This is a genomic window from Ensifer sp. CCNWLY38 (genome assembly GCF_037120565.1).
Taxonomy (GTDB): Bacteria; Pseudomonadota; Alphaproteobacteria; order Rhizobiales; family Rhizobiaceae; genus Ensifer; species Ensifer adhaerens_H.
This window is the reverse complement of record NZ_JBBBBO010000011.1, coordinates 115,097-126,804: the sequence shown is the minus strand read 5'-3', so window position 1 is coordinate 126,804 and position 11,708 is coordinate 115,097. Positions and strand designations below refer to the sequence as shown.

The window sequence follows — 11,708 nt, the reverse complement described above, 5'->3', positions numbered from 1 at the left end:
CTGCCGAGCTGGCATCTTCCGGGATGCAGCCGCATGAAATCTGTACCGGGAACGGAACCGAACCGTCCGTTGAAGCGAAAACAAGTAAGGCTTCGCACTTTGCCTATACATGCAACACGTCAAGCAAACCGTCTGACAATCTCAAGCAGGCGGTCGCACGATCTCGCAAGCTGCCTTGGCGGCGCCGTGGCAAGGCCCAGAAGCAAGCCGGATTTTGCAGAATCCGGCGACGCGTACCAGGCCGAAAGTGGTGCGGGCGACATGCCGAAAGCCAACGTTTCTCTGGCGATCGCAAGATCCGGGACCCCGTCCGGCAAACGCAACAGCACGGCCAATCCGGCAACTGTCGCTTCCTCCGGCCGCAGGGATTTCAGCAAGGCGTCGCGTTGGGCGGAGTAGACCCGCTTCGTCCGCCGGAGATGCCGCAAGTAATGCCCCTCGCGCATGAACTCAGTGGCTGCAAGCTGCACGGATGGCCCGGGGGGCGGTGCGAGACAGGCTGCGACTTCCGCAAAACGGGAGGCGAGCGCCGGCGGCGCGACGAGAAAGCCGAGCCTGAGCGCCGGGCTGATGGTCTTACTGAAGGAGCCGATGTGAATGACGCGTCCACCGCGGTCGAGGGAGGCGAGCGCCGGTGCGGCGCGGCCGTCGAGCTGCAACTCGCTGAGATAGTCGTCCTCGATCACCCAGGCCCGCGCCCCGGCCGCCCAGTCGAGAAGACGCAGTCGGCGTGCCAGTGACAGGGTGGACCCGAGCGGCGCCTGTTGCCCCGGGGTCGCGACGACCAGCGCTGCATCCGGACCATGGCGTATGCCATACTCGACGTTGACGCCATCGGCATCGACGGGGACCGGCACGATCTCCAGTCGCGCAAGCTCCAGCCCGCGCCGGGTGAATGGGAAACCGGGATCCTCCATCCAGACCTTTTGCCCTTCGAGGCCGAGGACGCGGAGCGCCATTCCGAGCCCGCTGGCGTATCCCCCGGTGATGATGATTTCGGAGGGCGAGCATTCGATGCTGCGCGCGACGGCAAGATAGGCGGCAATTTCCCGGCGCAGTTCCAGTTCGCCGCGAGGGTCGGGATAGATCGCCGGAGCGCTCGTCTCCACGCGTACGGCGTGGGCGCGGATTCTCGCGAAGAGCGTGGCGGGAAAGGTTTCCTGCGCCGGTACGCCCATCTGGAAGATCGCTGGGCCGGCTGTCATCTCCCGATACCGCTCCATGAACGAGCCGGGATCCGGCGGCGGCTCGACCCGCGCAACCGCTGCAGGACGAGCGGCGACGCGGGTCCCGGTCGAGCGCGAGGCGACGATGAGCTGGGCCGCGGAAAGCTTGTCGTAGGCCGTACGCACCGTGCCGCGTGCAACGCCAAGCTGAGCGGCGAGGTCCAGCCAGGACGGCAGACGCGCGCCCGGGGCAAGCACCCCGCTTTCGATCGCGGCGCTGATGCCTTTTCGTATCTGCTCGGCCAGTGGCGTCCGCGCCGACCGATCGAGGTTCAGTTCCAGCGGCTGATCCATGCGTTCCTGGTACACGATTTTTGTCGGTTCTTGGTGCTTTTTTTAGAACCAGGAAACCGTCATTTCTAGGGGCAGGAAGAAACGTCATCAGGACCACGCGGAAAGGAGATCCCTGGCATGACCCTACGATCCTTCATTGGCGCTGCTGCCGCCGCCCTTGCAATCGCCACCACGCTACCGGCCGCTGCGCATGATCCCGGCGACGTTGTCACGCCGCACTTCGAAAAGGCGATACCCAATATTCCGGGTAAGACCTTGACCGCCCTGATCGTCGACTATCCCCCAGGCGGAGCTTCGACTCCACATACGCATGCAAAGTCGTCCTTCATCTTCGCCTACGTTCTCTCCGGAGAAATCGTGTCCAAGGTGAATGACGGCCCCACGCAGACCTACCGCGCCGGCGAGAGCTGGTACGAGCCGCCGGCGTCCACCCATCTCGTCAGCCGCAACGCGAGCGAGACGAAGCCGGCAAAGCTGCTGGCGGTGTTCGTCGCCGACACGGATGAAAAAGAACTCTCCACCCCGATCAAGTAGACCCGAACCCAAGGAACGGAACAATGAGCAAGCGTCTCGACTACAACCAGATCGCACCGGCCGGCGCCAAGGCCCTTGGCGGTGTCTACGGCTACGTCCTGCAAGGTGGCCTGCCGCCAGTTTTGGTCGATCTGGTCTATCTTCGCATCTCGCAGATCAACAACTGCGCCTACTGTCTCGACATGCACACCCGCGACCTTTTGAAAAAGGGCCAACCGATCGAAAAGATCGCATTGGTCCAGGCGTGGAGAGAAGCCGGCAATCTCTTCGACGCGCGCGAGCGGGCGGCCCTTGCCTGGGCCGAAACCGTCACGCGCGTCGCCGAGACGGGCGTGCCGGACGAAGCCTACGCGGCCGCACGTGCGCTGTTCGACGAGCGCGAACTCACCGACCTCACGATCGCGATCGGTCTGATGAATGCCTACAACCGCATGGCGATCAGTTTCCGCAATACGCCGCAGGCAGCACTTGAAAGCTAAAGACGGCGCACAACCCGAAACGCTCAAATTGAGGAGTTGGCTATGAAGATATTCATCGCGGGCGCCACAGGCGCCGTCGGCTCGCCGCTGGTGCGGGCGCTCCGGACCCTTGGCCATCAGGTGACCGGCATGACGCGCCCCGGCCCAGGCGTGGATCGTCTCCGCAAGCTCGGAGCCGAGGCGTCGACCGCGGATGCCTTCGACCCCGAGGCGGTCCATGAAGCAATCGCCGCAGCAGCGCCGGACGTCGTGATTGACCAGCTCACCTGGCTTCCGGCCAACCCTGCAGACATCATCAAGGCCATGCCGGACGATACGCGCCTTCATCGCGAGGGCGGCGCCAACCTGCTCGCTGCGGCGCAGAAGCTGGGCGTTCGCCGCTACATCATACAGTCTCGTGGCTTCTACCTCGATGCCCCAGCAGGACACCTCGCCGACGAGACCGCGAGGCTCAGGTACGACGCGCCCGGGGAGATCGGCGAGAGCACGCGCGCCATCGGCGCCTATGAGGACCGTGTGCTCGCCTCGCCATCGCTCGATGGCGTCGTCCTGCGCTACGGCTTCTTCTACGGGCCCGGTACCTGGTACCGGCCGGACGGAGCGATTGCCGATCAGGTTCGCAATGGCGAGGCGGTGATCATCGGCGAAGGAAATGCCGTCTGGTCGTTCGTTCATATCGATGATGCGATCGCTGCGACCGTCGCCGCGCTCACGGCCGAAGCGGGGGTCTACAATATCGTCGACGACGACCCGATGCCCGTCGCCAAATGGCTGCCGGCTTTCGCTCGGTGGGTTGATGCATCGGAGCCGGCGCGGGTCAGTGTGGCGGACGCGCTGAAATCCGCCAGCGAGGAAGCGGTCTACTACCACACTCGTCTGACCGGTGCCGCGAACACGCGAGCGAAGGAAAAACTCGGCTTCGCGCCACGTCCGCTGCTATGGAAGGGCGCGTGATTGCCGCCCGGCGAAATTAACGACGGACATAATCCCTGAGGAAACGGAGCCAGGCGCGGATTTTTTGCGGGACCATCTGCATGGGCAGGTGCATCGCGTAAATCTGGTGATCGGGGAAGCGATAGGTCGGCAGGGCGTCGGCCAACTTGCCCTCGGCGAGTTCTGGCGCCACGAACCAGTCAGGCAAAAGCGCTACGCCTGCGCCGGCAACCGCCAGCGCCTTGACGACCGATGCGTTGTTGGCAAGCAGCCGGGACTGAAGAGGCACCTCGAATGCGCATTCGCGGCCGTCTTCGTCGTACATTTTCCAGCTTTTCACACGGTCGACGGTGGCATTGCTGATATACGGCAGCGCGCTCAGCATCTCCGGCGTACCAGTGGCAGTTTTCCCGACGCCGGCGATGATGTCCGGCGACGCGACCAGCCTGATCTGATACGTCCCCAGATGCACACCGGCATATGGCGAGGTCTGGAATTGCTCGTTGCGCCCCAGCCGGATGGCGACGTCGAAGCGATCGCGCACGAGGTCGACATTCGTCGGATAGGCCTCGAACTGGATGTCGAGGTCTGGATGCAGCGCGGTGAATTCCTGAAGGGCCGGAGCAATCACCGCGACGCCATATTCAACGGTCGATGTCAGCCGCAAGGTGCCGCTCAGCACCGTTTGCTCCATGCGCGCTTCGGCAATCGCCTCATCGGCTTCCGTGAGAATGCGCAGGCAGCGCGCATAAAACCGTTCGCCGGCATCGGTCAGAGCAAGGCTGCGCGTGGTGCGATGAAGGAGCGTGACGCCCAATTCGCTTTCGAGCTGCTTGAGGTTGAAACTGATGGCGGCTCTGGCCTGATTGAGTTGCTTGGCAGCTGCTGTGAACGATCCTGCTTCCACGACGGCTCGGAAAACAGTCAGGCGATCCAGACTCACCGCCATGGCGCGCGCTCCAATTGGTCAAAAAATACGACAGATTATGTCTAATTGTATCGCCTTATTCGACGGCGTGAAAGGGAATATCCCTGCGGACGTCATTTCCATCGAAGGTTTTCCCGTTGTCCGCCCGCTCACGAATTGCCACCCTCTACCTTCTCGGATTCGCCGTCGATCTCGCGAATATGTTCATCTTCAACGCCGCCCTGCCGGCATTGCAACGGGAGCTGAGCGCATCGGTCGTGCAGCTCGCCTGGGTCGGCACGATCTACATGCTTGGCCTGACTGTCGCCATTCCGCTGGGGAGCTGGCTTGCGCGCCGGATCGGCGAACGCCACGTGTTCATTGCCTCCCTACTCATTGTGGCGGTGGGCGGTATCGGCGGAGGCGGGGCCACTGGGATTGAGACGCTTCTTGCCTGGCGACTCGTTCAGGGTCTCGGCGGAGGACTGCTCGTGCCGGTCGGCCAGAGCATGGCCTATCGCGCCTATCTGCCGGAAGACCGCGCCCATCTGACGGCCGTGGTCATGACGGTTGCGCTGTTGGTGCCGGCATTTTCACCAGCCATCGGCGGGCTCGCGGCCGATCATGTGTCCTGGCGCTGGGTATTTGTCGGCGTTGCGCCACTGGCAGCGGCGATAGCTGCGTTGGCCCTCGCCTGGGCTCCCGTCGATCGGTTAGTGGAAGCGAAGCCGGCGCTCGACATTCCCGGCTTCCTGCTGAGCGCCATCACCCTGTTTTGCCTTCCCCTTGGCCTGACGCTCATTAGTCAGACGGGAAGCGGCGTTCATGCCGCAATTGTGCTTGCGTTCGCGATTGTCGCGGGCGCTGCCTATGTCCGCCATGCGTTGCGCTCGCGCAATCCGCTGCTTGATCTGCATCTGCTTTCCGATCCGATGCTCAGGGTTGGCAGCATCATCTACCTGTGTGTGCCGGGCGTTTTCACGGGCGTAAACCTGGTCGCTTCCCTGTACTTGCAGGACCGCCTTGGTCTGACGGCCACACAGACCGGCATGCTCATGCTTCCATGGGCAGCAGCATCCTTCGTCGCCATCATGTCGACGCGGCGGCTGTTCGCGTCCCAAGGCCCGCGCCCGCTCTTTCTCGTCGGCATGATCGTCACCTGCGTCGGCGTGCTGCTGCTGGCCACGCCATTCGCCGGAAAGTTCATCATCGCGTCCTTTGTTGCAATGGGCTTCGGGGCAAGCCTTTGCACGTCCACGGCCCAGACGGCAGCCTTTACGTCGGTTCGGACGGAACGGATGGCAGAGGCAAGTGCGCTGTGGAACATCAACCGTCAGCTCAGTTTTTCGCTCGGTGCGAGTGTGTTGGGAGGCCTGCTGGGGCTTTTCCTGGCGACCAGCGGCGGCGCGGCCGACGTTCTGCCCTACCGCTACTGCTTTGTAATCGCTGCCGTTCTGATCGTGTTGCCGCTGCCCTTCGTTCTGCGGCTGCCGCGAGCCGGTCAGCGCGCGTAACCCATTCTTTCAAGCTGTCCAACAAGGAGCCGAACATGACCGATATTGAAAAATTCTGCGCTGAGGTTGTCGATCTCCACATTGAGATCGAACGCTGGTTCACCGGGGCGGCCCACCCCAACGATCTGGTGCACTGCTCGAACGCTTCTCGCCTGAGTTTCGCATGATCTCCATGCAAGCGACCACCCTCGGAAAAGAGGGCGTGGGTGAATTGTTCGCACGTCTGCACGGGAAACGCCCGGAGCTGCGGATCACGGTCGACGACATGCAGATCAGTCAGGAATGGTCGGGCGGAGCCTGCGTCACTTATCGCGAGACGCACGCGGATGCGGGCGGGGTTCAAACAGCAAGACGCTCGACCGTCGTTTTGGAAGCTTCAGCGGATGGCTCGCTCCGGTGGCGGCATCTGCATGAAACGCCGATTGCGGCTTAGGCACTTCTACGATGCCCTTGCGCACTATCCTCTCTGTACCGGAAGGATGCTTCACGATCGCATAAGTACGCGGTTCAAACCTGGTCAAGAGCAAGGGAATTGTTAGTCGCGGGGCGCGCAAGTTTCAGCTGGATCATAGACGAGTGAAACGACAGCGCTTATATTTAGCGTCTGGTATTACCTTTAACTAAGGAGGGTTGCCATGGCATCCCCGACCTCGCTCAAGCTCGATGATGAGCTCAAAGGCCGCGTTCAACACTTGGCCGAAATCCGCCGCCGGTCTTCTCACTGGATCATGCGTGAGGCGATTGCGCAATACGTGGAGCGAGAAGAGAAGCGGGAGGCATTGCGACACGACACGCTCAACGCGTGGGAGGAGTATCAAGCGACCGGCCTACATGCCACTGCGGACGAGGTCGAAAAATGGCTATCCACGTGGGGAACGGACGACGAGAGCGCCGCACCTGAATGCCACAAATAGTCTTCTCGCCAGCAGCTGTTCGTGATCTTGAACGCCTTCGCAAATTCTTGCAGGCCAAAAGCCCATTGGCAGCCAAGCGAGCGGGTGAAGCCATTCTGAGGGGTGTGCAAGCCCTTGGCGCACATCCTAAAATGGGGCGCCTCATTGATGATCTGCCTGATCAATATCGAGAGTGGTTCATTGATTTTGGAGATAGCGGATACATCACGCGCTACCGTATTGATGAGGACATTTTGACAATCCTCGCCGCGCGCCAACAGAAAGAAGCTGGCTTCTGAGAGTGCCGCCGGTGTCATCTTTGAGCGATTGCTCGTCCTATGTGACTGTCTTCAATGCTGGACTGAAACGGGCTTCGCCGGTTTAGGCGGAAGTTTCACTTATTGAATGGGCCGGTCACCAGCGGATGCATACGGGCTATACTGCATCCTTCCGCAAACCAAAGGTCAGTAAACCGATGGCTGGAACCTCAAGCGTTAAGCCAGGCAAGGCGCTCGACGAATACAGCTTTGGGGGCATGCGGCCGCCCGATAGAATTGCTGCTCCTACGCGAACGCCGCTCGCTTATGCTATATATTCCTAATCCATCATACACGCGAGCGGTGGGGGTGGCGGATGCTCGAAAGTCGGGTCAACAAACCACGACAACCGACAAAACCTTCGGGTCGCAAGGGACGCCTGTCCGAATATGGGGGCGAGCGGCGGATCGTCACCGCCCTCTGTTATGATCTCGTCGGGTCGACGAGACTTCTCCACCTGCTCGACATAGAAGACTATCAGGAACTGATCGTTGCCTTTCAGAATGCAGCGAAACACGCGATAATCTCTCATTCCGGCGTCATGCAGCTTGAGGCTGGAGATGGCGGCGTGGCGCTCTTTCCGATCGAGTTGGGCGCGAAGGATGCGGCATCGCTCGCCATTCGCGCGGGTCTCGGGATCGTCGAAGGCTGCGCGCGCGTTGGCCGGGAAGCCGGGCGCGACGACTTGCACGTTCGCGTCGGGATCGCGACATCCGTCGCTCTTATCCAAGAGACGCAGGAGGAGAAGGGGGAACCGGTTACCGGTGCTGCACTGGCCATAGCCACCCGTCTGGAAGAGATTGCCGACCCAGACAGCGTTTTCGTTTCGGAGGACACGCGCGACCTGGCGGGTAGGTCGCATGCCTTCGTGTTCGAAGGCGCCAGGACGCTCAAGGGCTTCACCGTGCCCGAGAAGGTATGGCGCGCGCTCGGGCACAAGATTGATGTCGACAGGTTCTACGCCTTCGGGAGCCTTGGCGGCCCCTTCATTGGCCGCGAAAGCGAGTTGAACACGATCGCCGCCTGTTGGGAAAAGGTCCCCGCGCAAGGTGGCGAAATACTCCTGCTCGAAGGAGATGCAGGCATCGGAAAATCGCGGCTTCTGCGGGAAGTCCGCAAGATGACGCGCGACCGGCGATCAGGGCTGTACTTCTTTCAGTGCCTGCCCGGGGGGCATCGCTCTACGCTGCATCCCCTGTTGAACAGTCTTATGGGCGCAACGTCTGGACAAGACGATCAACTGGGTCTGTCGGCCTCCGCTGTAGCAACCCCCTTTGAACGAAACGGTATTCGCGACGCAGAGACTATTGAAACATTCGCGTATTTGCTGGGTGCGCTGGGACGAAATCAACGGCTCGCCGACAATGACCCCAAAGCCATCCGGGAAAAGGCTCATCGCGCCGTGTTTCGCGCACTCGCGGCGTTGTGCGCGAATGGGCCGATCGTTCTGGCTGTCGAAGACATCCACTGGATCGATCCAACCTCCCGGGATTTGCTGGTGGAGGCCGCTCGGGTTGCACGCCAACTTCCTATTCTCCTCGTCGCGACCTCACGTCTCGGGTTTGCGTCGGACTGGCTGGACGTGGCCAACCCAACGCGGCTGACGCTGCTCCCGCTTGATCGTGACGAAACACGACGGGCGATAGAGGCAAGATGGCCGGAGCAGAGGCGGGGCATGCTTCCTGAGCTCTATGACGTTATCGAGAGGATATCCGGCGGCGTTCCGCTCTTTATCGAGCAAATCTGCCAATGGGTCTCGGAGAACGTTGCTGCAGACACTATGAGCCTGTCGGAAAACGTTAAACCCAGCCATGTGTCGGCGTTCGAGGAAATACTGGATGCACGCCTCAACCACCTGGGCACGGCCAGAGACGTGGCGCGAGCGGGAGCAGTTGCGGGCAGCCGGTTCACGCTGTCATTGCTGCGCCAGCTGCTGCCAGGACTGGGCAAAAAGTCTTTGGTCAAGGCCGCCGATACCTTGAGTGATTCAGGGTTCCTTGTGCGGATCAGGACGCGAGGGCATATCGCCTACGGTTTCCGGCACGTTTTGATTCAGGAAACGATCTACAACGGGCTCTTGCGCAGGCAGCGGCAGGCATTGCATCGGCGGCTGTTCGTTGCTGTCAGTCAAAACCGCCAAATGGCGGCTTGGATGGACACCGGAACGCTCGCCGAACATGCGGAACGAGCGGGCTTCATCGAAAGTGCAATCGAATTGTACACTGCGGCAGGCAAGGAAAGCTCGAGCCGATCGGCGATGGTAGAGGCGCGCAACTACCTGGAGCACGCCGTGGAGATCTGCGACCGGTTCGGCAAGGGACATGCGATCGAAACACTGCAGCTATCCGCGCTGACTTCGCTCGGCCCAGTTTTGACCGGCCTTGTCGGACTGAACTCACCTCCGGCTCGCAAGTTATATGAGGATGGCGTTGCCATCGCCCGGCGGCAACCGATGGAAGAGCAATCCAGATGGTTTCCGATCTATTGGGGGTGGTGGCTGACGGGCACAGATTTTCGCGTTATGCGCGAACGCGCACTGCAAGTGCGGGCGATGCAGGCTGGGACGGAAGATCCGGAGATCAAGCTCCAGGTGAACCATTGCATCTGGGCCATTGAATTTAACCTTGGCCACCATCGAGAGGCCCAGGATGCGATTAAGGCCGGACTGGCGCTTTATGATGAGCAATCGGCGAAAACCAACCGAACGTTATTTGGCGGCCATGACGCCAAGGTGTGCGGTCTAGGGCAACTGGCCCTTTCGCTGTGGCTGACAGGACAATCGAAAGCATCGGATTCGGCTCTTTCGAAGATGGTCGCTTTCGTTGACCGGATATCACATGCACCGAGCAAGGCGCATTCGCTTGATACGGAAGCGGTGTCTGCGTTTTACCGGGACGACTATGGGCGCCTTACCGAAATATCCAAAAGAATGGCAGACTTCGCGAAGTTGCATGAGATGCAGTCGCTGTCCGGCCTGTCGCTGCTGTTTGCTGGATGGGCTCTAGCGCATGGGGAAAGCCTCATGAGCGGGCATGCGATGTTTCTCGAGGGGCTGTCGCTCTTGAGAAGCCTCGGTGTCGTCGCAGATCTCCCGATTTATCTCTACATGCACGCCACGCTGCTCGGGCAAGCTGGCAAAGATGAGTCAGCGATCGAGGTCACAAATGACGCGATCGAAAAGGCTAGGGAAACCGGTCATGCCTATTGGCTCGCGGAGCTCTACCGGCGCCGCGCCGTTCTTCAGGCTCAGGGCAGCACCACACAGGATCCGATCATCCTCGACCTGCGCTCAGCCTTAGATATCGCCGAGAGTCAAGGAGCAAAGGCACTTCTGCGACGGGCGAGACATTCAATGCAGGAGCTTGGCGTTGCCGTTCAACATTGAACCAACGAGGCAGAAAACCGACGATCCGTCAAACCTTGAGGGGATGCTTGCGCGTTTTCGCGACGCCATACTTGCCGGCTTTAATAATCCGCTTTCTCCCCCCGCGCACCTCGAAGAGGCCGAGCAATGCTTGCGCGCGATTTTGCCGCTCTGCCGTCGCACGGGCATAACCCGGCTCGGTGATCTGACCGGACTTGACCGGATCGGCCTGCCGGTGACTCAAGCCGTTCGACCCGCCGCTCTCTCTGAAGTCACGTCGCTCGGGCGCGGTCTTTCCATGGCGGGAGCGGCGGTGGGAGCGATCATGGAATCGCTTGAGCGGTTCTACGCCGAAGCCATTCCGTCGGAGCGGGTATTTTCCACCACGACGGATGAACTCAACATCGCCGACGGCCTGTTTGAAAACCTTCTGGCACCTGATCGCCGTGGGAACTGGCGGGCAAGGACGATACCCTGGATCACAGGCGTCGACATCACGGCTGGTTTGCCACAATCGGTCCCCCTGGAACTCGTTCACACCTGCTACACGGACCCGCCGCCCGCCCATGATGGCCTGTTCATGCGCACGACCACGGGTCTCGCCTGTCATATGACCGTCTTCGGTGCATTTGTGCATGGATTGTTCGAGTGTATCGAGCGCGACGCTATCGCGCGCGCCTTCGCCACCCACGGCTTCTTCGATCGAATGCGCATTTCCCCGTTCGGGCTAGGTGACGGAGTTGATCACATACTGTCCGTTGTGGGCGAGCACCATATTTCCTTCGGCCTTTGGCTAGCTCCTTCGCCGGCAGATGTCCCAGTGGTCTGGTGCCAGACGATCGAAACCGGCCCCGGCGAACCGATCCTTGCTCTTCCGACCGAGGGCTACGCGGCAGGACCGAGCATCGCCGCGGCAGCGCAGAGCGCGATGCTCGAAGCGCTGTCAGCGCGGGCCGGGGCGATATCGGGCGCGCGCGACGATCAAACCCGGGAGCATTACAGACGCAGCACCGATGCTGTCGTCGCCAAGGCCCGTCAGCTTATTCTTATCGACACGTCCCGGTTGCCGCACCCGGCAATCGAAGCACGCGCCGTTCCGGATCTCAGCGCGCTCATCGACAGCGTCCTATCCGCCGGCATGGGGCCCATATTGGCCGTGCCGGTGGGAGCGGACGTCGAAACAGGCGTTCAGTGCGTGAGAACCATCCTTCCGGGAGCCATTCCCTTTTCCATCCTGCGGTGAGTGT

At 61.2% G+C, this 11,708-nt stretch carries 12 protein-coding genes; 10 read left to right on the top strand and 2 right to left on the bottom strand.

The genetic code is table 11. The annotated features are described in order from the left end of the window. Positions 1–119 precede the first annotated feature (119 nt). Positions 120–1,520, bottom strand: a complete 1,401-nt coding sequence (gene pdxR, locus V7S54_RS23140; protein WP_336408954.1) for a MocR-like pyridoxine biosynthesis transcription factor PdxR — start codon at positions 1,518–1,520, stop codon at positions 120–122. A 117-nt stretch (positions 1,521–1,637) separates the two neighbouring features. Here pdxR and V7S54_RS23135 point away from each other — a divergent pair, with 117 nt between their 5' ends. The 3 genes from V7S54_RS23135 to V7S54_RS23125 are packed head-to-tail and all read left to right on the top strand — an operon-like array spanning position 1,638 to position 3,487. After that, positions 1,638–2,054 carry a cupin domain-containing protein gene (locus V7S54_RS23135; protein WP_336408878.1) on the top strand — a complete coding sequence of 139 codons (417 nt, stop codon included), beginning with the start codon at positions 1,638–1,640 and terminating at the stop codon, positions 2,052–2,054. A 23-nt stretch (positions 2,055–2,077) separates the two neighbouring features. Beyond that, positions 2,078–2,533, top strand: coding sequence for a carboxymuconolactone decarboxylase family protein (locus V7S54_RS23130; RefSeq protein ID WP_336408877.1), 456 nt, complete (start codon positions 2,078–2,080; stop codon positions 2,531–2,533). A 42-nt stretch (positions 2,534–2,575) separates the two neighbouring features. After that, the gene (locus V7S54_RS23125) at positions 2,576–3,487 is read left to right on the top strand and encodes an NAD-dependent epimerase/dehydratase family protein (protein WP_336408876.1); all 912 of its coding nucleotides are present in this window, start codon (positions 2,576–2,578) and stop codon (positions 3,485–3,487) included. 16 nt (positions 3,488–3,503) lie between these two features. On the opposite strand, the gene V7S54_RS23120 is transcribed toward V7S54_RS23125, so the two are convergent. After that, positions 3,504–4,415 (bottom strand): LysR family transcriptional regulator, encoded by a 912-nt coding sequence (locus V7S54_RS23120; RefSeq protein WP_065375971.1) that lies wholly within the window; start codon positions 4,413–4,415, stop codon positions 3,504–3,506. A 116-nt stretch (positions 4,416–4,531) separates the two neighbouring features. Between V7S54_RS23120 and V7S54_RS23115 the strand changes: the two genes are divergently transcribed. The 7 genes from V7S54_RS23115 to V7S54_RS23085 all read left to right on the top strand — a co-directional run bounded on the left by V7S54_RS23115 (position 4,532) and on the right by V7S54_RS23085 (position 11,704). Continuing rightward, entirely contained in the window at positions 4,532–5,887 is a 1,356-nt protein-coding gene (locus tag V7S54_RS23115) for an MFS transporter (protein ID WP_065375972.1), read from the top strand. Positions 5,888–5,922: 35 nt separating this feature from the next. After that, entirely contained in the window at positions 5,923–6,054 is a 132-nt protein-coding gene (locus V7S54_RS23110) for a hypothetical protein (RefSeq protein ID WP_336408875.1), read from the top strand. Then, the gene (locus tag V7S54_RS23105; RefSeq protein WP_336408874.1) at positions 6,051–6,320 is read left to right on the top strand and encodes a hypothetical protein; all 270 of its coding nucleotides are present in this window, start codon (positions 6,051–6,053) and stop codon (positions 6,318–6,320) included. Before V7S54_RS23110 ends, V7S54_RS23105 begins: the two co-directional genes overlap by 4 nt. A gap of 202 nt (positions 6,321–6,522) precedes the next feature. Then, entirely contained in the window at positions 6,523–6,801 is a 279-nt protein-coding gene (locus V7S54_RS23100) for a CopG family ribbon-helix-helix protein (protein WP_065375974.1), read from the top strand. Further along, positions 6,789–7,079: a type II toxin-antitoxin system RelE/ParE family toxin gene (locus V7S54_RS23095; RefSeq protein WP_336408873.1), complete on the top strand. Its 291-nt coding sequence runs from the start codon at positions 6,789–6,791 to the stop codon at positions 7,077–7,079. Before V7S54_RS23100 ends, V7S54_RS23095 begins: the two co-directional genes overlap by 13 nt. Before the next feature lie 334 nt (positions 7,080–7,413). Then, positions 7,414–10,482: an ATP-binding protein gene (locus V7S54_RS23090; RefSeq protein ID WP_336408872.1), complete on the top strand. Its 3,069-nt coding sequence runs from the start codon at positions 7,414–7,416 to the stop codon at positions 10,480–10,482. A gap of 43 nt (positions 10,483–10,525) precedes the next feature. Further along, entirely contained in the window at positions 10,526–11,704 is a 1,179-nt protein-coding gene (locus V7S54_RS23085) for a YcaO-like family protein (RefSeq protein WP_442892604.1), read from the top strand. Positions 11,705–11,708: the final 4 nt, after the last annotated feature.

Bases quoted from the DNA above. Each gene is read 5' to 3' on its own strand.
- pdxR (WP_336408954.1), bottom strand. From the start codon at position 1,520: ATGGATCAGCCGCTGGAACTGAACCTCGATCGGTCGGCGCGGACGCCA.
- V7S54_RS23135 (WP_336408878.1), top strand. From the start codon at position 1,638: ATGACCCTACGATCCTTCATTGGCGCTGCTGCCGCCGCCCTTGCAATC.
- V7S54_RS23130 (WP_336408877.1), top strand. From the start codon at position 2,078: ATGAGCAAGCGTCTCGACTACAACCAGATCGCACCGGCCGGCGCCAAG.
- V7S54_RS23125 (WP_336408876.1), top strand. From the start codon at position 2,576: ATGAAGATATTCATCGCGGGCGCCACAGGCGCCGTCGGCTCGCCGCTG.
- V7S54_RS23120 (WP_065375971.1), bottom strand. From the start codon at position 4,415: ATGGCGGTGAGTCTGGATCGCCTGACTGTTTTCCGAGCCGTCGTGGAA.
- V7S54_RS23110 (WP_336408875.1), top strand. From the start codon at position 5,923: ATGACCGATATTGAAAAATTCTGCGCTGAGGTTGTCGATCTCCACATT.
- V7S54_RS23105 (WP_336408874.1), top strand. From the start codon at position 6,051: ATGATCTCCATGCAAGCGACCACCCTCGGAAAAGAGGGCGTGGGTGAA.
- V7S54_RS23100 (WP_065375974.1), top strand. From the start codon at position 6,523: ATGGCATCCCCGACCTCGCTCAAGCTCGATGATGAGCTCAAAGGCCGC.
- V7S54_RS23095 (WP_336408873.1), top strand. From the start codon at position 6,789: ATGCCACAAATAGTCTTCTCGCCAGCAGCTGTTCGTGATCTTGAACGC.
- V7S54_RS23090 (WP_336408872.1), top strand. From the start codon at position 7,414: ATGCTCGAAAGTCGGGTCAACAAACCACGACAACCGACAAAACCTTCG.
- V7S54_RS23085 (WP_442892604.1), top strand. From the start codon at position 10,526: ATGCTTGCGCGTTTTCGCGACGCCATACTTGCCGGCTTTAATAATCCG.